General features: G+C 73.0%; 17 protein-coding genes. All 17 read right to left on the bottom strand.

The window, feature by feature from the left end:
- Positions 1 to 3: 3 nt before the first annotated feature.
- The 17 genes from AOM02_RS00830 to AOM02_RS00750 all read right to left on the bottom strand — a co-directional run bounded on the left by AOM02_RS00830 (position 4) and on the right by AOM02_RS00750 (position 19830).
- A complete protein-coding gene (locus tag AOM02_RS00830; RefSeq protein ID WP_062295622.1) occupies positions 4 to 1239 on the bottom strand; it encodes an AGE family epimerase/isomerase in 1236 nt (411 codons plus the stop codon).
- A 1-nt stretch (position 1240) separates the two neighbouring features.
- On the bottom strand, positions 1241 to 2218 hold the full coding sequence (locus AOM02_RS00825; RefSeq protein WP_062295620.1) for an acetylxylan esterase: 978 nt from the start codon (positions 2216 to 2218) through the stop codon (positions 1241 to 1243).
- A gap of 43 nt (positions 2219 to 2261) precedes the next feature.
- On the bottom strand, positions 2262 to 3608 hold the full coding sequence (locus AOM02_RS00820; protein ID WP_062295619.1) for an RsmB/NOP family class I SAM-dependent RNA methyltransferase: 1347 nt from the start codon (positions 3606 to 3608) through the stop codon (positions 2262 to 2264).
- Positions 3605 to 4540 carry a methionyl-tRNA formyltransferase gene (gene fmt / locus AOM02_RS00815; RefSeq protein WP_062295617.1) on the bottom strand — a complete coding sequence of 312 codons (936 nt, stop codon included), beginning with the start codon at positions 4538 to 4540 and terminating at the stop codon, positions 3605 to 3607. The genes AOM02_RS00820 and fmt overlap by 4 nt, the downstream gene beginning before the upstream one ends.
- 48 nt (positions 4541 to 4588) lie before the next feature.
- Positions 4589 to 6547 carry a primosomal protein N' family DNA-binding protein gene (locus AOM02_RS00810; RefSeq protein ID WP_062295615.1) on the bottom strand — a complete coding sequence of 653 codons (1959 nt, stop codon included), beginning with the start codon at positions 6545 to 6547 and terminating at the stop codon, positions 4589 to 4591.
- 2 nt (positions 6548 to 6549) lie between these two features.
- Positions 6550 to 7713 carry a methionine adenosyltransferase gene (gene metK / locus AOM02_RS00805; protein WP_062295614.1) on the bottom strand — a complete coding sequence of 388 codons (1164 nt, stop codon included), beginning with the start codon at positions 7711 to 7713 and terminating at the stop codon, positions 6550 to 6552.
- A 10-nt stretch (positions 7714 to 7723) separates the two neighbouring features.
- Positions 7724 to 8950, bottom strand: coding sequence for a bifunctional phosphopantothenoylcysteine decarboxylase/phosphopantothenate--cysteine ligase CoaBC (gene coaBC, locus AOM02_RS00800; RefSeq protein ID WP_062295611.1), 1227 nt, complete (start codon positions 8948 to 8950; stop codon positions 7724 to 7726).
- A 3-nt stretch (positions 8951 to 8953) separates the two neighbouring features.
- A complete protein-coding gene (gene rpoZ / locus AOM02_RS00795) occupies positions 8954 to 9226 on the bottom strand; it encodes a DNA-directed RNA polymerase subunit omega (RefSeq protein WP_062295609.1) in 273 nt (90 codons plus the stop codon).
- Positions 9227 to 9263: 37 nt separating this feature from the next.
- On the bottom strand, positions 9264 to 9818 hold the full coding sequence (gmk, locus tag AOM02_RS00790; RefSeq protein WP_062295607.1) for a guanylate kinase: 555 nt from the start codon (positions 9816 to 9818) through the stop codon (positions 9264 to 9266).
- The gene (mihF, locus tag AOM02_RS14605; protein WP_062295605.1) at positions 9815 to 10129 is read right to left on the bottom strand and encodes an integration host factor, actinobacterial type; all 315 of its coding nucleotides are present in this window, start codon (positions 10127 to 10129) and stop codon (positions 9815 to 9817) included. The genes gmk and mihF overlap by 4 nt, the downstream gene beginning before the upstream one ends.
- Positions 10130 to 10151: 22 nt before the next feature.
- Positions 10152 to 10991, bottom strand: coding sequence for an orotidine-5'-phosphate decarboxylase (pyrF, locus tag AOM02_RS00780; protein ID WP_228373742.1), 840 nt, complete (start codon positions 10989 to 10991; stop codon positions 10152 to 10154).
- Between the two features lie 125 nt (positions 10992 to 11116).
- Positions 11117 to 14413 (bottom strand): carbamoyl-phosphate synthase large subunit, encoded by a 3297-nt coding sequence (gene carB / locus AOM02_RS00775; protein ID WP_062295601.1) that lies wholly within the window; start codon positions 14411 to 14413, stop codon positions 11117 to 11119.
- Positions 14406 to 15524, bottom strand: a complete 1119-nt coding sequence (gene carA, locus AOM02_RS00770) for a glutamine-hydrolyzing carbamoyl-phosphate synthase small subunit (RefSeq protein ID WP_062295599.1) — start codon at positions 15522 to 15524, stop codon at positions 14406 to 14408. Before carA ends, carB begins: the two co-directional genes overlap by 8 nt.
- A complete protein-coding gene (locus AOM02_RS14580; protein WP_062295597.1) occupies positions 15521 to 16828 on the bottom strand; it encodes a dihydroorotase in 1308 nt (435 codons plus the stop codon). The genes carA and AOM02_RS14580 overlap by 4 nt, the downstream gene beginning before the upstream one ends.
- Positions 16825 to 17778 carry an aspartate carbamoyltransferase catalytic subunit gene (locus AOM02_RS14575; RefSeq protein WP_062295595.1) on the bottom strand — a complete coding sequence of 318 codons (954 nt, stop codon included), beginning with the start codon at positions 17776 to 17778 and terminating at the stop codon, positions 16825 to 16827. Before AOM02_RS14575 ends, AOM02_RS14580 begins: the two co-directional genes overlap by 4 nt.
- Positions 17779 to 17780: 2 nt before the next feature.
- Entirely contained in the window at positions 17781 to 18308 is a 528-nt protein-coding gene (gene pyrR, locus AOM02_RS14570; protein WP_062295593.1) for a bifunctional pyr operon transcriptional regulator/uracil phosphoribosyltransferase PyrR, read from the bottom strand.
- A gap of 97 nt (positions 18309 to 18405) precedes the next feature.
- On the bottom strand, positions 18406 to 19830 hold the full coding sequence (locus AOM02_RS00750; protein ID WP_062295590.1) for an HNH endonuclease: 1425 nt from the start codon (positions 19828 to 19830) through the stop codon (positions 18406 to 18408).
- Positions 19831 to 19861 lie beyond the last annotated feature (31 nt).

Genomic DNA, 19861 nt, shown 5'->3' with positions numbered 1-19861 from the left:
AGCCTAGCGGCGCAGTCCCCCCGACCTGAGCGCGGTCGCGAACGACGGCACGAGCGGCAGCGCGGGCAGCAGGGCCGCCTGATACGCGTGGTAGACGTCGGGCTTGCCCGGCCACACGGTGCCGGCGGGCCGGTTCTGCGGGTCGAGCTCGTGGTGCCACGAGCCGCGCTCGTGGTCGATCAGGTGGCGGTCCGCGTACTCCCACCACCGGGCGGCGTCCTCCGCGTAGCGGTCCTCCCCGGTGACCTGTCGCAGCGCCTCGGCGGCGTTGACGGCCTCGGCGAGCACCCAGTGCATGCGCTCGCGGACCACGGGGACGCCGTCCCAGCCGGTCGTGTAGACGAAGCCGGGGGCGCCGTCGGCGTCCCAGCCGTCGGCGACGGCGCGGTCGTAGAGCGCCATGGCGGCCTCGCGCAGCCCGGGTGGCGCGTCCTCCCACAGCGTGAGGTCGACGCTGAGCAGCAGCCGCGCCCACTCGAGCCCGTGCCCCACGGTCGCGCCGTACGGCCGGAACGGGTGGGCGGGCTCGTCGCGGTGGTGCTCGAGCATGGGTCGCCACGCGGCGTCGAAGTGCTCGGGGATCCGCCACTCGTTGTCGCGCGCCCAGCCGGCGACCCGGGCGGAGATGCGTCCGGCCCGCTCGTGCCACTCGCGCTGCCCGGTGACGTCCCCGGCGGCCAGGTACGCCTCGACGGTGTGCATGTTGGCGTTGACGCCGCGGTAGCGGTCGAGCTTGCGCCAGCCCGCGTCCCACTCCTCGACCGAGAGGCCCTCCTCCTCGTCCCAGAAGTGGGTGAGCGACACCTCAAGGGCGTCCTCGAGCAGCTGGCGGGCCCCGGTGACGTCGGCGGCCACGGCGGACGAGGCGGCGAGCACCACGAACGCGTGCCCGTACGCCTGCTTGGTGGTGACGGTGGGGACGCCGTCCGCCATCGCGGCGAACCAGCCGTCGTGATCGGGGTCGCGCAGCCGGCGGCGCAGGGCGCGCACGCCGTGGGCCGCCATCGCGCCGAGCGCCGCGGCGTCAGGGCCGCCCGGCGCGGGTGGCTCCGCGGCCAGCATGCCTAGGGCCGCCACGTGGGTCATGCGGCACGTGATCCACAGCTCGACCGGGCGGTCGGGGTCGAGGCGGCCGGACTCGTCGAGCCAGCCGAAGCCGTCGGGGGCCGCCGCGCGGTGCGCGAAGCGCAGGAGGTCGGCGCGCTGGGCGGCGAGGTAGGCGGCGTCTCCCGGCGTCATGTCAGCCCCACAGCTCCGCGAGGAAGCGCGCCTGCCGCTCCTGCTGATACCCCTCGCCGCCCTCGTGGGCGTTGAAGCGGTAGGTGTCGATCTCCTTGGGCCCGCCCCACGCGGCGTACGCGGCGTAGACGGTCGAGGGTGGGCAGGTGGGGTCGCGCAGGGCCGCGGAGAAGAGCGCCGGCGCCGTCGCCCGGGCGGCGTGGTGGACGCCGTCGACGTACGCGAGCGTCCGCAGCGCCGCGTGCTCGTGGAGGCGGTGGACCGCGAGGTAGCGGGCGACCTCCTGGTACGGGTCGGTGTCCGCGATGTCGATGCCGCGCTCGATGTGGCACAGGAAGGGCACGTCGGCGAGGACGGCGGCCACGTCGGCGAGGCCCGCGGCGGCGATCGCGATGCCGCCGCCCTGGCTGGCGCCTGCGACGGCGAGCCGGTCCCCGTCGACGACGGGCAGCGCGCGGGCCGCCTCGACCGCGCGCACGGCGTCGGTGAGCACGCGGCGGTAGTAGTACGTGTCGAAGTCGAGGATGCCGCGGGTCATGTAGCCGGGGTGCGCGGGACCGGCGGCGTCGCCCCCGCCGGAGGCGTCCGGCGTGTGCCCGCCGTGGCCCCAGGCCGAGCCCTGGCCGCGCGTGTCCATGACGAGGTGCGCGTACCCGGAGGCGGCCCAGAAGAGGCGCTCGTGCGGCAGCCCGCGGCCGCCGCCGTAGCCGCAGTACTGGACGATCGTGGGCAGCGGACCGGTCGCGCCGGCCGGTGTGACGAGCCACGCGCGGATGCGGTCGCCGCCGAAGCCCGCGAAGGTGACGTCAGCGACGTCGACGAGCGCGAGCGGCGTCGCGACCGGCGTGACCTCGACCTCGAGCGGGTGCTCGCGCGCCTCGTCGAGCGTCGCCGCCCAGCGGTCGTCGAAGTCCGCCGGCGCCTCGAGCACGGGGGCGTAGCTCCCGAGCTGGTCGAGGCTCATGTCGATGTACGGCATCCGCCCTCCTCGGCGTTCGTCTGTCGCGAGCGTATCGCGGGGGTCAGACGCCCGGCTTCTCGAGCAGCGCGAGGTACATCGAGTCCGTGCCGTGGATGTGCGTCCACAGCTGCACGTGCGGGCCCGCGCCCCACATGCGCGGGGTCGTCCCGGTGACGGCGGCGACCGCCTCGCGGGCGTCGAGCTGGCGCAGCGTGGTGCCGGCGACGATGTCGCGCGTCTCGGCGAGCACCGGCGAGCACGTGATGTACGCGAGTAGCCCGCCCGGCGCGAGCAGCCGCTCGGCGTTCGCGAGCAGGCCCTTCTGCAGCGGCACGAGCTCCTCGAGGTCCTCGGGTTGACGTCGCCAACGGGACTCGGGGCGGCGGCGCAGCGCGCCCAGGCCCGAGCACGGCGCGTCGAGGACGATGCGGTCGTACGTCCCATCGTCGCCCCACGTGGTGCCGTCGCCGGTGTGGATCGTGACGACGCCCTCGGGCACGGCGCGGGTGGAGCGGCGCACCAGGTCGGCACGATGCTGGTGCAGCTCGACGGCGTCGAGCGTGGCGGCGCCGTCCGCGGCGAGCGCGCCGAGCAGGGCGGCCTTGCCGCCGGGGCCCGAGCACAGGTCGAGCCAGCGCTCGCCGGGCTCGACGGGCTGCGCGGCCACGAGGGCGGCGGCGACCACCTGGCTGCCCTCGTCCTGGACCGCGGCGGTGCCCTCCGCGACGGCCTCGAGGTCGCCCGGGCGCCCGCCCGGCAGCACGACGGCGTACGGCGAGTACTCCCCCGCCTCGCCACCGGCCTGCTGGATCAGCTCCTCGCGGTCGATGAGCCCGGGTCGGGCGACGAGGGTCACGCGCGCGGGCGAGTTGTCGGACTCGAGCAGGGCCGCGACCTCGCCGGCGTGCCCGTCGGCGGCGAGCGCGTCCTCGAGCTCGCGCACCACCCATTCCGGGTGCGAGTTGCGGGTCGCGAGGGCCTGACGCGAGTCCCCGGGGGCCACGAGCGCGAGCCACGCCTCGGCGTCGCGCTCCGTGACGCGCCGCATCACGGCGTTGGCGAGCTTGGAGGCGCCCTGACCGCGCTCGCGGCGCACCTGGGAGACGGTCTCGTTGACGGCCGCGTGCGGGGGCACCCGCATGGCGAGGTGCTGGTGGATGCCGAGCCACAGCGACACGCGCACCTCGGGGTCGAGGTCGCGCGGGTCGCGTCCGGACGCCTTCTCGATGATCGCGTCGTAGAGGCCGCGCATGCGCAGCGTGCCGTACGCGAGCTCGGTGGCGAAGCCGGCGTCGCGGCCCTCGAGCCGCATCCGCTCGAGCAGCGACGGCATCAGGAGGTTCGCGTACGCGCCCTCGGTCGAGACCGCCATGACGCAGTCGTAGGCGACGTCCCGTGCGCGGCTCATGCCTCCCCCAGCTGGGCGCTCTCGCCCAGGCGTGCGCCGCGCCACCAGGCGGCGGCGTCCATCGGCCGCTTGCCGGCCGGCGCGATCCAGCCGAGCGCGACCGGCTCGGTGCCCGTCCCGACCAGGACCTCGCCCTCCTCGAACCGCACCTGGCCCGGCGCGGTCCGCGACCGCTGCAGCCGCGGCGACACCGGACCGAGCTTCGCGACGCTGCCGTCGGGCAGCGTGGTCCAGGCGCCCGGCGCGGGCGTGCAGCCACGGATGCGGCGGTCCACCACGTGGGCGGCGAGGTCCCAGCGGACGTACGCGTCCTCGCGGGTGAGCTTGTGGGCGTAGCTGATGTCGTCCTCGCTCTGCGGGGCGGGACGGGCGATGCCGGAGTCGAGCGCCTCGAGCGACTGCACCATGAGCGGCGCGCCGAGCTGCGCGAGCCGCTCGAGCAGGTCGCCCGCGGTGTCGGTCGCGCGGATCCGCTCGGTGAGCGTGCCGATCACCGGGCCGGTATCGAGGCCCTTCTCGATGACGAACGTGCTCGCGCCCGTGACGTCGTCGCCGGCCATGATCGCGCGCTGCACGGGGGCCGCGCCGCGCCACGTGGGCAGCACCGAGAAATGGAGGTTGACCCACGCGAGCCGGACCGCCGCGAGCAGCGCGGGGCGGAGGATCTGGCCGTACGCGACCACGGCGGCGGCGTCGACCTCGAGCGCCTGGATCCGCTCCACGACCTCGGGCGCGGACGCCTTCTCGGGGGTCCACACGTCGAGGCCGCGCTCGAGCGCGTAGGCCTTGACGGGCGACGGGTGGAGCGTGCGGCCCCGCTTGCCGCGGGCGTCGGGCTGGGTGAGGACGGCCACGATCTCGTGGCCCGCGCCCTCGAGGGCGGCCAGCGTCGGGACGGCGATCTCGGGCGTTCCGGCGAAGATCAGGCGCATCCCTCCATCGTAGTGGCGGGGCCGCCTCGCACGGTCCGTCGGGGACTGCTACGAGACGGGGTCGAGCGGCGCGTCGACGCGCATCCGCAGCTCGCCGTCGCCCGCCTTGGAGAACTGCTGCTGACGGCGGCGGAGCGTGTCCACGACGGCCTGCGTGGCCCGCCGAGTGACCAGCAGGATCACGCCGCCCTTGGCGTCGACGATCGCGACGTCGCGGTGGCGCTCGAGCCGCTCCCCCTCGACCGTCTCCGACAGCGCGAGCGTGAGGACCGGCGCCTCGCCCCACAGCCGGATCGCGCGGCGGAACGGCGGCAGCGCGAGGTCGGCGCGTTCGCCGTACGCGTCCCAGGCGGCCTCGGCGGCGTTCCAGCCGACCAGCGCCTCGCGCACCACGGGTGGCAGCTCGCCGACGGCGATGACCTCTCCCCCGGCGCCGCGCGGGCGCGCGAGGGCGGCGATGGACAGCCACCAGCGCATCGCCTGCAGCTCAGCCCCGAGAGCGCCACCGGCCGGCACCTCGGCGCCCACGATCACGATGCGCGCGTAGCCCCCGGTGACGGCCGGCAGCGCGGCGGGGGTCGCCACCACCAGGCCCTCGGTGACCTCGCCGTCGGCGACCGTCCCGGTCGCTCCCGCGGACAGCGTCACGGGCACGGACCCGGCCATGGCGCGCACCTGCTCGGCGATGCGCTCGACGCCCTGGCGCAGCTGCTTGGTGGCCGGCGAGCCGCACTCGGCGCAGTGCCAGTGCGGGTGCTCGGCGCCGCAGCCGGCACAATGCAGGGTCGCGACGGCGGACTCCTTGCGCAGCGGCCCGCCGCACTCCCCGCACGAGGCCCACTCGCCGCATCGTGCGCACGCGGTGGCCCGCACGTAGCCGGCGCGCGGGACCACGATGCCGACGGGGCCGTCCTCGAGCGCGGCCCGGGCGCGACGCCACACCTGGCCGGGCATCCAGTGCCAGCCGGACGCGCCCTCGGCCTCGCGGCGCTGGTCGTCGATGATCGTGACGAGCGGCGTCGCGGCGCGGACGTCGGCGCGTGGCACCGCGGCCCGCTCGGCCCAGCCGTGGGCGACGAGCGCCATCGCCTCGACGGATGGCGCGTAGCCGGCGAGCAGCACGCCCGCGCCCGCCTCGTCGGCGCGCATCGCGGCGACCGTGCGGGCGTGCGGGTAGGGCGCGTGCGGGTCCTCGTAGACGGTCGAGCCCTCGTCCCACATGACGAGGAGACCCAGGTTCCTGACCGGCTGCATCGCGACGGGCCGGGTGCCGAGCACGATGCGGGCGTGGCCATGCATGGCGGCCAGGTACGAGCCGAAGCGGACGGCCGGGCCGTCGTCAGCGTGCAGGACGGTGAAGTGGCCGCCCGAGCGCGCGGTCCAGCGGGACAGGCCCGCGCGGGTCAGGGCGTCGGCGGCCGCGGCGAGGGCGCGCGCGTCCGGCAGGATCACGATCGACGTGAGTCCGCGCGCGGCGACCTCCGCGGCCGGCGCGAGCAGCGCCTCGATGGGCAGCCCGTGCCTCAGCGCCGGGTCGGGCACGGCCTCCCAGACGATGCGCGCACCGCTGGCGACCGCCGCGGACGGCAAGGAAACCGCCTCCGCCGCCGGGGCCAGCGTGGCGTGCGCCTCGCGGAAGGCCTGCTCGTCGTGCTCGACGGTGGACCAGTCGCGCTTCTCGACGCCGGCGACGCGGGGCGGCGCCATGAGCCGCAGCACGTCCCACAGCCCGCCGCCATACCGGCGCGCGACCTGCTCCGCGAAGGCGATCGCCTCCGCGGTGTAGGACGGCACCGCGGACGACGAGTGGATCGGGGTGAGCCGGCCCTCGAAGTCGCTCGCGCCCGCCGTCGACACCACGACGCCGTTGACCAGCCGCCCCGCGAAGCGCACCCGGACGCGCGAGCCCACGTCGACCGTGTCGGCGAGCTTGTCCGCGATCGCGTAGTCGAACGGCCGGTCGAGGTGCGGCATCGCGCTGTCGACGCAGACGCGGGCGACGGCCACCGTTAATGCGCCGCGGCCGCGAGGTCGTCGGCGCGGTCGGTCCGCTCCCACGTGAAATCGGGCAGCTCGCGGCCGAAGTGCCCGTACGCCGCCGTCTGACGATAGATCGGGCGGCGCAGGTCGAGCGCGTCGATGAGGGCGCCGGGGCGCAGGTCGAACACGTCGCGGATCGCGGACACGATGCGGTCCTCGGCGACGGTCGCCGTGCCGAAGGTCTCGACGTACAGCCCCACGGGGTGCGCGGTGCCGATCGCGTACGCGACCTGGACCTCGCAGCGGTCCGCGAGCCCCGCGGCGACCACGTTCTTGGCGACCCAGCGCATCGCGTAGGCCGCCGAGCGGTCCACCTTGGACGGGTCCTTGCCGGAGAACGCGCCGCCGCCGTGGCGGGCCATGCCGCCGTACGTGTCGACGATGATCTTGCGGCCGGTGAGACCGGCGTCACCCTTGGGGCCGCCGATCTCGAAGCGGCCGGTGGGGTTGATGAGCGAGCGGTGGCCGGACGCGTCGAGGTCGTAGCGCGCCAGCACGGGGGCGATGACGAGCTCCTCGACGGCGGCGCGCAGGTCCGCGGTCTCCACGGACTCGGCGTGCTGGGTGGACACCACCACGGTGTCGACGGACACGGCGCGGTCGCCGTCGTAGCCGATGGTCACCTGGGCCTTGCCGTCGGGGCGGAGCCCCAAGACCGCGCCCGAGCGGCGCACCTCGGCCAGGCGCGCGGTCAGCCCGTGCGCGAGGTGGATGGGCAGCGGCATGAGCTCCGCCGTGTCGCGGCACGCGTAGCCGAACATGAGGCCCTGGTCGCCCGCGCCGAGCTCGTCGACGTCGGAATCGGTGGCGTGGCCCACGCCCATCCAGATGTCGGGCGACTGCTCGCCGATCGACACCGAGACGCCGCACGAGTCGCCGTCGAAGCCCACGTGCGAGGAGGTGTAGCCGATGTCGTTGACGACGCCGCGGATGATGCCCGGGATGTCGACGTACGCCTCGGTGGTCACCTCGCCGGCGACGTGCACGAGGCCGGTGGTCACCATCGTCTCGACCGCGACGCGCGACAGCGGGTCCTGGCGGAGCATCTCGTCGAGGATGGCGTCCGACACCTGGTCGCAGATCTTGTCGGGGTGGCCCTCGGTGACGGACTCGGACGTGAAGAGCCTGTTCATGGCGGCCAGCCTACTGGCGGGCTGAGACAACGGCGTCGAGCACCGCGTGCGCGACCGCGAGCTTGCTGCCGGCGGCCCGGGCGATCTCGGCGCCCTCGCGGTCGAGGATCGTCACCTCGTTGGGGACGTCGCCGAAGCCCTTGCCGCCGTCCACCGGGTTGAACACCAGCAGGTCGGCGCCCTTGCGGCGCGCCTTGGCGCGCGCGTGGTCCAGGGCGGACGCCGCATCGTCCCCGGTCTCGGCCGCGAAGCCGACGACGGTGCGGCCGGGGACGGCCTCCTCGACGAGGCCGCGGAGGATGTCCTCGGTCTCGACGAGCGCGAGGGTCATGCCGCCCGAGCCGTCCTTCTTGATCTTGGTCGTGGACGCCGCGACCGGCCGGAAGTCGGCGACGGCGGCGGCCATGATGACGACGTCGGACGATGCGGCGGCGGAGCGGACCGCCTCGGCCAGCTGCGCGCTGGTCTCGACGTCGGTTCGGGACACGCCCTCGGACAGCGGCAGGGTCACGTTCGCCGCGATGACGGTGACGTCGGCGCCGCGCTCGCGGGCGGCCTCGGCGAGGGCGAAGCCCTGGTGGCCGGACGAGCGGTTGCCGAGGTACCGCACGGCGTCGAGAGGCTCGCGGGTGCCGCCGGCGGTGATGACGATGCGCGTGCCGACGAGGTCGCCCCAGGCGCCGCCGGGCGACAGGGTCTCGGGCGGCAGGGCGCCCTCCGCGACGGCGTAGGCGGCGGCGACGATGTCGTCGGGCTCGGGAAGGCGGCCGGGGCCGGTGTCGGGGCCCGTGAGGCGGCCGACGGCCGGCTCGATCACGGTGATCCCCCGCGCGCGGAGGGTCGCGACGTTGGCCTGCGTGGAGGCCTTCTCCCACATCTCGGTGTGCATCGCGGGCGCCACCACGACGGGGGCGCGGGTCGCGAGCAGGGCGTTGCCCAGGAGGTCGCGCGCCTCGCCGTGGGCGAGCTGCGCGAGGAAGTCGGCGGTCGCGGGGGCGACCAGCACGAGGTCCGCCTGCTGGCCGAGCCGCACGTGCTCGACCGCGGGGACGTTGTCGAACGTGTCCGACGTGGCGGGGAGGCCCGACAGGGCCTCCCACGTCGCGCGCCCCACGAACTGCAGCGCGGCAGGCGTGGGGACGACGCGGACGATGTGCCCGTCCTCCTTGAGGCGTCTCAGCACGATGGCGGCCTTGTACGCCGCCACCCCGCCGGTGACGCCCAGGAGGACGCGCACGGGCTACTGCTGCTCGGCGGAGTCGCCCAGCTCGAGCAGGTCGCCCTGGTTGAGCTCACGGAGCGCGACGGACAGCGGCTTGTCGGTGGTGTCGGCCTCGACCAGCGGGCCCACGTTCTCGAAGTGGCCCTCGCCGAGAGCCTCGTAGTACGAGTTGATCTGGCGGGCACGCTTGGACGCGTAGATCACCAGGGCGTACTTCGAGTCGACCTTGTCGAGCAGCTCGTCGATGGGCGGGTTGGTGATGCCGATGGGGTTCGCGACGGTTCCGGCCACGGTTGCTCCTTAAGGTTTGAAAAAGACTTCCGGCATTCTACCGGGTTCCACGGACCACGGACAGGAGCTCCGCGGCGGCGCGCTCGACGGTGTCGTTGACGATGACCTGGTCGAACTCCTCGACGGCGGCCATCTCGTCGCGCGCGGTGGCGAGCCGACGCTCCCGCTCCTCCTCGTCCTCGGTGCCGCGGCCGACGAGCCGGTTGACCAGCTCGTCCCACGACGGGGGCGACAGGAACACGAAATGCGCGTCGGGCATCGTCTCCTTGACCTGCCGGGCGCCCTGGAGGTCGATCTCCAGGAGCACCGGCTCGCCCTCGGCGAGACGCTCGTCGACGGGGCCGCGCAGGGTGCCGTACTTGTTCTGCCCGTGCACGGTCGCCCACTCGAGGAACTCGCCCGCCTCGATGCGGCGGTCGAAGTCGTCCCGCTCGATGAAGTGGTAGTGCACGCCGTCGATCTCGCCGGGACGCGGGGCGCGCGTGGTGGCGGAGACGGAGATGTAGACCTCGGGTGCCATGTCGCGCAGCGCGCGCACGACGGTGCCCTTGCCGACCGCGGTGGGGCCGGCAAGGACGACGAGTCTGCTCACCGGCGCTCGCGCTCGATGAGGGCCTCCACCTGGTGCTGGCCGAGCCCGCGGATGCGGCGGGCGAGGGAGATGCCGATCTCCTCCATCACCAGCTGCGCGCGCTTCGGGCCGATGCCCGGCAGGCACTGCAGCAGGTCGCGGACGCGGATGCCCGCGAGGGCCTCGTCCGCCTTCGCCTTGCGGATCGCCTCGGCGAGGCTCATCTCGCCGCGCGTCAGCTGCTCCTTGAAGACGCGGCGCGCGGAGCGCACCGCGGTGGCCTTCACCAGCGCGGCCGCGCGCTGCTCATCAGTAAGTTCCGGGGTGGCCATGGCCTCTCCCTTTCCCCTGCGGCTAGCGCAGGATGCTCCGTGCTGCGGCGGACGCCTCGATGACGGCCTCGCGCAGCTTCTCGACAGTGGGGCCGGCCTTGAGCACGCCCCTCGACTGATTGACGAGCACGCGACCCCGCGCGTTCCCGAAGACCAGGGACAATTCCGCTGGTCCGGCCCCTTGTGCCCCCACTCCGGGGGAAAGGATAGGACCATTGACCCGGTCGAGATCGATGCCGAGACGCTGCACCGCGTCCCCCACCGTCGCGCCGACCACGAGGCCGACGTCGCCCATGGGGCTGGCACCGCTGTTGAGCGCGGCCGCCTCGTCGGCGACCACGGCCGCGACGGCACGGCCGTCCGGCGTGATGGCGTGCTGGACCTCGGGCCCCTCGGGGTTCGAGGTGAGGGCCAGCACGAAGATGCCCTTGCCGTGCTCGCGCGCGAGGTCGAGCGCGGGCGAGAGTGAGCCGAAGCCGAGGTACGGCGACACGGTGAGCGAGTCGCACTCGAGGGGCGCGCCGGGGCGCAGGTACGACTCGGCGTAGCCCTGCATCGTCGACCCGATGTCGCCGCGCTTGGCGTCGAGGACCGTGAGCAGGTCCAGCTCACGGGCGCGGCCGAGCACGTGCTCGAGGGCGGCGACGCCGGCGGAGCCGTGCCGCTCGAAGAACGCGGCGTTGGGCTTGACGGCGGCGCACTCCCCCGCGCTCGCCTCGAGCACCGCGTCGCCGAACTCGCGCAGCGATGCCGCGGTGTCCTCCATGCCCCAGGACGCGAGCAGCCCGGGGTGGGGATCGATCCCCACGCAGAGCGGACCGAACCGGTCCATCGCGGTCGCGAGACGGGCGCCGAACGCCATCCCTACCTCCCTCATGGGCTACCCGAAATGTGCAGCCGTTGTCACTCTACCTGCGATGTTGAGCGGGCGCGCGGGCGCGCCCGGGCGGGTCGCGCATCGGTCATGCGCGACCCGCGGTGCCACTTCTAGGCGCGCGCGGCGTCCTGGAGGCTGAGCACGTCGAACGGGCCCGCCTGGAGCGCCTCGATGGCCAGGACGGCCGCCGACAGCTGCTGGGTGGTGGTCACCATGGCGATGTCGGCCGCGGTCGCGGCGGCGCGGATCTCGTAGCCGTCCGCACGCGCGCCCTGGCCGGACGGCGTGTTGACGATGAGGTCCACCTGGCCCTCGTGGATGAGGTCCACGATGGTCGGCTCGCCGTTGGGGCCGCGTCCCTCGGAGTGCTTGCGCACCACGGTGGACGGGATGCCCATGCGCTGGAGCACCTGGGCGGTGCCGGCGGTCGCGAGGATCTCGAAGCCGAGCTGGCGCATGCGGGCCACCGGGAAGGTGATCGAGCGCTTGTCGCGGTCGGAGATCGACACGAAGAAGCGGCCGCCGGTCGGCAGGCCGCCGAAGGCCGCCGACTGCGACTTCGCGAAGGCCAGCGGGAAGGTCTCGTCGAAGCCCATGACCTCGCCGGTCGAGCGCATCTCGGGGCCGAGCACCGAGTCGACCGCGATGCCCTCGTGGGTGCGGAAGCGCTTGAACGGGAGCACGGCCTCCTTGACGGCGATCCGCTGGCCCATGTCGATGGTGGCGGCGTCGTGCTCGGGCAGCATGCCGCTCGCACGGAGCTCCGCGATCGTGGCGCCGGCCATGACCTCGGAGGCGGCCTTGGCGAGCGGGATGCCCGTGGCCTTGGCGACGAACGGCACCGTGCGGGACGCGCGCGGGTTCGCCTCGAGGACGTAGAGCACGTCGGACACGAGCGCGTACTGCACGTTCATGAGGCCGCGCACGCCGATGCCGCGGGCGAGGGCCTCGGTCGAGGTGCGGATGCGCTCGAGCTCGGCCTTGGACAGCGAGAACGGCGGGAGCACGCAGGCCGAGTCGCCGGAGTGGATGCCGGCCTCCTCGATGTGCTCCATGACGCCGCCGAGGAACATCTCCTCGCCGTCGAACAGCGCGTCGACGTCGATCTCGATCGCGTCGTCGAGGAAGCGGTCCACCAGCAGCGGCGCGTCGGTGGCGTGGTCGCCCACGTCGGCCATGCGGGTGCCGTAGTCCTCGAGCTGCTCGCGGTCGTAGACGATCTCCATGCCGCGGCCGCCGAGCACGTACGACGGGCGCACGAGCACCGGGTAGCCGATGCGCTCGGCGATCTCGATCGCCTCGTCGATGCCGTGCGCGGTGCCGTAGGCCGGGGCCGGGAGGTTCGCGGCGTCGAGGACGCGGCCGAAGGCGGCGCGGTCCTCGGCGTTGTCGATCGCCTCGGGGGTGGTGCCCAGGATCGGCACGCCGGCGTCCTCGAGGCGCTGCGCGAGCGACAGCGGGGTCTGGCCGCCCAGCTGGACGAACATGCCCTTGACCGGGCCCACGGCCTTCTCGGCCTCGTAGACGGCCATGACGTCCTCGAACGTCAGCGGCTCGAAGTAGAGGCGGTTGGCGGTGTCGTAGTCGGTCGACACGGTCTCGGGGTTGCAGTTGACCATGATGGTCTCGTAGCGGTCCTTGAGCGTGAGGGCCGCGTGCACGCACGAGTAGTCGAACTCGATGCCCTGACCGATGCGGTTGGGGCCCGAGCCGAGGATGATGACGGCCTCGCGGTCGCGGGGCTGCACCTCGGTCTCGGCGTCGTACGAGCTGTAGTGGTACGGCGTGCGGGCCTCGAACTCGGCGGCGCAGGTGTCGACGGTCTTGAAGACCGGCAGCACGCCCATGGCCTTGCGGATCTGGAAGACCTCGTTGACCTTGAGGCCGCGCAGGTCCGCGATCTGCTGGTCGGACAGGCCGTGGCCCTTGGCCTCGCGCAGGAGCTCCGCGTCGAGGGTCGCCGCGGCCTTGACCTTCGTGGCGACCTCGTTCATCAGCAGCATCTGGTCGAGGAACCACGGGTCGATCTTGCACGCGCCGAAGACGTCCTCGAGGGTGAGGTGGCCGGCCTCGACGGCGCGCAGGCACTGCTGCACCTGGACGAAGCGCTTCTCGGTGGGGACCTCGATCTGCTTGAGGAGGTCCGCGAGGGCCGCGCCGGTGGGCACGGGGCCGTCCCAGTGGAGGTTCATGCCCTTCTTGTCGATCGAGCGCAGCGCCTTGCCGAGGGCCTCGGTGAAGGACCGGCCGAGGCTCATGGCCTCGCCGACCGACTTCATGGTGGTGGTGAGGACCGGGTCCGCGGCCGGGAACTTCTCGAACGCGAAGCGGGGCACCTTGACCACGATGTAGTCGAGCGTGGGCTCGAACGACGCCGGGGTCGAGCCGGTGATGTCGTTGGGGATCTCGTCGAGCGAGTAGCCGATCGCGAGGCGCGCGGCGATCTTGGCGATCGGGAAGCCCGTCGCCTTCGACGCCAGCGCCGACGAGCGCGACACGCGCGGGTTCATCTCGATGACGATGAGGCGGCCCGTGTCGGGCTCGATGGCGAACTGGACGTTGCAGCCGCCGGTGTCGACGCCCACCTCGCGGATGATCGCGATGCCGACGTCGCGCATGCGCTGGTACTCGCGGTCGGTCAGCGTGAGCGCGGGGGCGACGGTGACCGAGTCGCCCGTGTGGACGCCCACCGGGTCGACGTTCTCGATCGAGCACACGACCACGACGTTGTCGTGCTTGTCGCGCATGAGCTCGAGCTCGAACTCCTTCCAGCCGAGGATGGACTCCTCGAGGAGCACCTCGGTGGTCGGCGAGTAGTGCAGGCCGGCGCCCGCGATGCGGCGCAGGTCCTCCTCGTCGTACGCGAAGCCCGAGCCCAGGCCGCCCATGGTGAACGACGGGCGCACCACGACCGGGTAGTTGAGCTCCTCGGCGGCGGCGAGGCACTCGTCCATCGTGTGGCAGATGACCGACTTGGCGGAGTCCGCGCCGCAGCGCTCGACGACGCCCTTGAACAGCTCGCGGTTCTCGCCCAGGTGGATCGCCTCGAGGTTCGCGCCGATGAGCTCGACGTCGTACTTCTCGAGGATGCCGGCCTCGGCCGCGGCGATCGCGGCGTTGAGCGCGGTCTGGCCGCCCAGGGTCGGCAGCAGCGCGTCGGGGCGCTCCTTGGCGATGACGCGCTCGATCACCTCGGTGGTGATGGGCTCGACGTAGGTGGCGTCGGCGAACTCCGGGTCGGTCATGATCGTGGCCGGATTGGAGTTGATGAGCACCACGCGGATGCCCTCGGACTTGAGGACCCGGCACGCCTGGGTGCCGGAGTAGTCGAACTCGCAGGCCTGGCCGATGACGATCGGGCCGGAGCCGATGACGAGGACGGACTTGATGTCGTCGCGCTTAGGCATGCTGGCCCTTCATGAGGTCGAGGAAGCGGTCGAAGAGGTACGAGGCGTCGTGCGGACCGGCCGCGGCCTCGGGGTGGTACTGGACCGAGAACGCCGGGATGTCGACGCACTCGAGGCCCTCGACCACGTCGTCGTTGAGGCACACGTGGCTGACGCGGACCTTGCCGTAGCCGTACGGGGAGTCGGACTCCCCCTCGAGCGGCGCGTCGACGGCGAAGCCGTGGTTGTGGGCGGTGACCTCGACCTTGCCGGTGGTGCGGTCCATCACCGGCTGGTTGATGCCGCGGTGGCCGAACTGCAGCTTGTAGGTACCGTAGCCGAGCGCGCGGCCCAGGATCTGGTTGCCGAAGCAGATGCCGAAGAACGGCACCTTCGCGTCGAGCACCTCGCGCAGGGTCGCGACGGTGGCATCGGCGGCGCCCGGGTCGCCGGGGCCGTTCGAGAAGAACACGCCGTCGGGGTGCATCTCCAGGATGGACGATGCGGGGGTGGTCGAGGGCACGACGGTCACCTTGATGCCGCGCTGGGCCATCTGCTGCGGGGTCATCGCCTTGATGCCGAGGTCGACGGCCACGACGTGCGCGACCTGGTCCCCCTCCGGCTCGACGGTGTAGGGCTCGATGACCGAGACCTCGTCGGCCAAGTGGGCGCCCTTCATCTGTGCGCTGGTGCGCACCTTCTCGACCAGCGCATCGTGCCCGGGAAGGTCCTCGCCGGAGAAGATGCCGGCGCGCATCACGCCCGCCGTCCGGAGCACGCGGGTGAGCTGGCGGGTGTCGATGCCGGAGATGCCGACGACGCCCTGCGCGACGAGGTCCTCGTCGAGGCTGCGCTGCGCGCGCCAGTTAGAGGGGCGGCGTGCGGGGTCGCGGACCACGTAGCCGGCGACCCAGTAGCGGCGCGACTCGTCGTCCTCGTCGTTCACTCCGGTGTTGCCGATGTGCGGCGCCGTCATCACGACGATCTGCTTGTGATAGCTCGGGTCGGTGAGCGTCTCCTGGTAGCCGGTCATGCCGGTGTTGAAGACGATCTCGCCGAGCGTCTCGCCGGTCGCGCCGTACGCGCGGCCCTCGAACGTCTGGCCGTCCTCGAGGACGAGCACTGCCTTCATGCGAAGGCTCCTTCCAGCTGCGGGTCGAGATGGGTGGGGACGCCGCGCAGCAGGGTGGCCACGGCGCGGCCGGGCAGCTCGATGCCGCCGTACGGGGTGTTGCTGGCGCGGGAGGCCAGCTGGGCGCCGTCGACAGTCCAGGCCGCCGTCGGGTCGACGAGGGTGATGTTGGCGGGCTCGCCCTCGGCGAGCGGGCGGCCGTGCTGGTCGTCGACCTTGCCGATGCGCGCGGGGGCCTCCGACATGAGGCGGGCCACGTCGCGCCAGGTGAGCGCGCCGGTGTCGACGAGCGCCTTCTGGATCACGCCGAGCGCGGTCTCGAGGCCGAGCATGCCGAACGAGGCGGCGGCCCACTCGCAGTCCTTGTCCTCGGCCGCGTGCGGCGCGTGGTCGGTGGCGATGATGTCGATGGTGCCGTCGGCGACCGCCGCACGGAGGGCATCGACGTCGGCCTGGGTGCGCAGCGGCGGGTTGACCTTGAACAGCGGGTCGTAGGTGCGGGCGCTCTCGTCCGTGAGGAGGAGGTGGTGCGGGGTCGCCTCGGCGGTGACGTTGATGCCGCGGGCCTTGGCCCAGCGGATGATCTCGACCGAACCGGCGGTGCTGAGGTGCTGGACGTGGACGCGGGAGCCGACGTGCTCGGCGAGCAGCGCGTCGCGGGCGACGATCGACTCCTCGGCGACAGCCGGCCAGCCGGCGAGGCCGAGCTCGGCGCTCACGACGCCCTCGTGCATCTGTGAGCCCTCGGTGAGGCGCAGATCCTGGGCGTGCTGGACGACGGCACCGTCGAACGTCTTCACGTACTCGAGGGCGCGGCGCATGATGACCGGGTCGTAGACGCAGACGCCGTCGTCGGAGAAGAGGCGCACCTTGGCCTTCGAGTCGGCCATGGCGCCCATCTCGGAGAGGTGCTCGCCCTTGAGGCCCACCGTCACGGCGCCGACCGGGAACACGTCCACCAGGCCGATCTCGCGGCCGCGGCTCCACACCTGCTCGACCACGCCGGCGGTGTCGGCGACAGGGTTGGTGTTGGCCATCGCGAAGACGGCGGTCCAGCCGCCGCGGGCGGCGGCGCGGGAGCCGGTCTCGATGGTCTCGGCGTCCTCGCGGCCGGGCTCGCGGAGGTGGGTGTGGAGGTCCACGAGGCCCGGGAGGGCGACGAGGCCGGTCGCGTCGATGACCACCGCATCGTCCGGTGCGTCGATGGCGTCGGCGATCTTCGTGATGACGCCGTCCTCGATGAGGAGGCTGGCGGTGATGTCCCCGTACAGGGACGCGTTCTCGATGACGATGGGGCGGCTCACTGGGCGCCCTCCTCTCCGGCAAGCAGCAGGTACAGGGCGGCCATGCGGACGGCGACGCCGTTCGCGACCTGCTCCACGATGACGGAGCGGGGCGAGTCGGCGGCCTCGGCCGAGATCTCGAGGCCCCGGTTCATGGGGCCGGGGTGCATGACGATGGCGTGGTCGGGCAGGCGGCGCAGGCGGTCGCCGTCGAGGCCGAAGAGGCGCGTGTACTCGTTGGGGCTCGGGAAGAAGCCGCCGCCGGTCATGCGCTCGCGCTGGACGCGGAGCATCATGAGCGCGTCGATGTCGTAGGACTCGATCGCCTCGTCGAGGGTGTGGACCACGTCGCAGGGCCAGGGCTCGACGCCGACAGGCACGAGCGTGGCGGGCGCCACGAGGACGACCTTCGCGCCGAGCGTGTGCAGCAGGTGCACGTTGGAGCGGGCGACGCGGCTGTGGAGCACGTCGCCGACGATCGCGACGGTGAGTCCGGCGAGGTCGTTCCCCATCGGGTCGGTGACGAGGTGCTTGCGGATGGTGAAGGCGTCGAGCAGCGACTGGGTCGGGTGCTGGTGGGTGCCGTCGCCCGCGTTGAGGACGGAGCCGTGGAGCCAGCCGCCGTGGGCGAGCTGGTAGGCGGCGCCGGAGGCCCAGTGACGGACCACGACCGCGTCGGCGCCCATGGCCTGGAGGGTGAGGGCGGTGTCCTTGAGGGACTCTCCCTTGGAGACGCTCGAGCCCTTGGCGGAGAAGTTGATGACGTCCGCGCTGAGGCGCTTGGCGGCGGCCTCGAACGAGATGCGGGTGCGGGTCGAGTCCTCGAAGAAGAGGTTGACCACGGTCTTGCCGCGCAGGGTCGGGAGCTTGCGGACCTCGCGCTCCTGGGTGGCGGCCATCTGGGCCGCGGTGTCGAGGATGAGGATCGCGTCGTCCCGGCTGAGATCCTTCGTCGAGAGGAGGTGGCGCATCGTCACTCCCCCTTCCGCAGGATGACGGCGTCCTCGCCGTCGATCTCCTCGAGGCGCACGTCGACGCGCTCGGAGCGGGCCGTGGGGATGTTCTTGCCCACGAAGTCGGCGCGGATGGGCAGCTCGCGGTGGCCCCTATCCACCAGCGCGGCGAGCTGGACGGCGCGGGGCCTGCCCAGGTCGCGGATCGCGTCGAGGGCGGCGCGAATGGTGCGCCCGGTATGGAACACGTCGTCGACCAGGACCACCACCGCATCATCGATGCCGGCGTCGGGCACCGAGGTGGTGCCGATGGTGCGCGTCGGGTTCTTGAAGAGGTCGTCGCGGTACATCGTGATGTCGAGGGCGCCGCAGGCGTGCTCGGCGTCGTAACCGGGCTCGATCTCCGCGATACGGGCGGCGAGGCGGTGCGCGATCGGGAGGCCTCGGGTCGGGATGCCCATGAGGACCACGTCGGCGGCGCCGTCGTTGCGCTCGACGATCTCGTGCGCGATTCGAGTCAGGGCGCGCGAGATATCCGCCGCCCCCATGATGGTGCCAGTCACCTGGCGACCTCCTTCCCCGCCTCTCTGGACGGTCCTTAAAGGATGTCTGGGTTGCGGGTCACACACTACCTGACGCGGAGCCTCACGGGGGCCCGGGGCTCTCCCCCACGCTCACCTCCTCTCTCGCCCATGTCACCTGGTGTCGATACCCGGGCCGGGGCCTTCGTTCGGGATCCACGGCTGCCGGCGGCACGAACTCCGGTCTCCCCTCCCGTATCCGCACCTCCCACCGGTCCCGGTGGACCCAGTGATGACAGGCGACGCAGAGCATGATCCCGTTGGCGAGGTCCGTTCGGCCGCCGTTCTCCCAGTACCGGAGGTGGTGGACGTCGCAGTGGCTGGGCGGGGCGCCGCAGTGGGCGCAACCGCGATCCCTTTCCGCGATGGCCCGTCGCTGCGCGGGCGTGAAGAGCCGCTCTGCCCTTCCGTGGTCGAGGATCTCGGAGCGCCCGCCCAGCACGGTCGGGATGATCTGGGCGTCCGCTGCATGGCGCCGCAGCACGCCGGCGGGCACCGGTGCCGCCACGCCATCCACGGTCCCATGCCCGTCGCCGCCCACGAGGTCCTCGAGGGTCATGCGGATGGAGATGGTCGTCTTGATGCCGTCGTGGGCGGCGCGGCAGCCGGTGGCGTGGCGCCCCAGCCAGCCGAGCGCGTCGGCGCGCAGCTGCATGGGCGTGCGCTGGTCGCTGCCATCGCCCTCGCGGCGGGCGCGGAACGCCTTCTTCACGTACCCGTCCATCGCGGCGATCAGCGGCGCCGCCGTCATCGGATCGAGGAGCGCGGTGAGACGGATCATCCCGTCGCTCTCCTCGGTGGTCATCGCCATCCGACGGCGGAACTGGTCGTCGTACCGCTCCTCGGCGGTCTTCCGAGGCGTGAGGTCCGCGCGCAGGTTGGCCACGAACGCCCTCACCCGCCGCAGCGGCAGGCTCACCGCCTTGTCCACCGCCGTCCTCTCCACCGTGCCGAGCGGGAGGCTACCTAGGCGCGTGCTCCGCGCCGCATCGTCCACCGGCATTCCGGCCCGTTCGCGCGCCTCGGGGTGGAGCATGAGCACGTCTCTCAGCAGCGAGACGGCGTCGGGGCTCAGGCGCCCGGCGCGCGCGACGCGGGCGAGGTACGGCAGGACGGGCGGCTTGGGCCGAGGCCGGGCCTTCTCCTTCGCGCCCCCGCCGCCCGCGGACTCCTCACCGCCCGGCCCGTCCGGCGCATCGTCCTCACCCTCGTCGATCGTCTCGCCGAGCTTGCGGATGCGCTCAGCCTCGGCGAGCGTGCCGCCGAGGCTGTGGGCGAGCGCCTGCGCGGTGCTCCTGTGGCCGCGCCGCTTCGCGAGGCCCCGCTTGTCCGAGTGCGCCGTCAGCAGCGCGAGCAGGATGTCCGTCTCGCGACGCACCCCGACGACCTCGCCCTGAAGCGATTCGAGCTCCCGGTCGGTGAGCCCGCCCGCCGCCTCGACCCGCGCACGCAGCCCCTCGAGGGGATCGGCGGCGGTCGGCTCGGCCATGTGACAAGTCCACCACCGCCCTCAGACAACG

The sequence above is a fragment of the Demequina maris genome (genome assembly GCF_000971155.1).
In the GTDB taxonomy this organism is placed as follows: Bacteria; Actinomycetota; Actinomycetes; order Actinomycetales; family Demequinaceae; genus Demequina; species Demequina maris.
This window is presented reverse-complemented; position numbering and strand designations above follow the sequence as displayed.

Excerpts from the sequence above, each read along its gene's own strand:
- AOM02_RS00830 (WP_062295622.1), bottom strand. The coding sequence starts at position 1,239 with ATGACGCCGGGAGACGCCGCCTACCTCGCCGCCCAGCGCGCCGACCTC.
- AOM02_RS00825 (WP_062295620.1), bottom strand. The coding sequence starts at position 2,218 with ATGCCGTACATCGACATGAGCCTCGACCAGCTCGGGAGCTACGCCCCC.
- AOM02_RS00820 (WP_062295619.1), bottom strand. The coding sequence starts at position 3,608 with ATGAGCCGCGCACGGGACGTCGCCTACGACTGCGTCATGGCGGTCTCG.
- fmt (WP_062295617.1), bottom strand. The coding sequence starts at position 4,540 with ATGCGCCTGATCTTCGCCGGAACGCCCGAGATCGCCGTCCCGACGCTG.
- metK (WP_062295614.1), bottom strand. The coding sequence starts at position 7,713 with ATGAACAGGCTCTTCACGTCCGAGTCCGTCACCGAGGGCCACCCCGAC.
- mihF (WP_062295605.1), bottom strand. The coding sequence starts at position 10,129 with ATGGCCACCCCGGAACTTACTGATGAGCAGCGCGCGGCCGCGCTGGTG.
- pyrF (WP_228373742.1), bottom strand. The coding sequence starts at position 10,991 with ATGGCGTTCGGCGCCCGTCTCGCGACCGCGATGGACCGGTTCGGTCCG.
- carB (WP_062295601.1), bottom strand. The coding sequence starts at position 14,413 with ATGCCTAAGCGCGACGACATCAAGTCCGTCCTCGTCATCGGCTCCGGC.
- carA (WP_062295599.1), bottom strand. The coding sequence starts at position 15,524 with ATGAAGGCAGTGCTCGTCCTCGAGGACGGCCAGACGTTCGAGGGCCGC.
- AOM02_RS14575 (WP_062295595.1), bottom strand. The coding sequence starts at position 17,778 with ATGCGCCACCTCCTCTCGACGAAGGATCTCAGCCGGGACGACGCGATC.
- pyrR (WP_062295593.1), bottom strand. The coding sequence starts at position 18,308 with ATGGGGGCGGCGGATATCTCGCGCGCCCTGACTCGAATCGCGCACGAG.
- AOM02_RS00750 (WP_062295590.1), bottom strand. The coding sequence starts at position 19,830 with ATGGCCGAGCCGACCGCCGCCGATCCCCTCGAGGGGCTGCGTGCGCGG.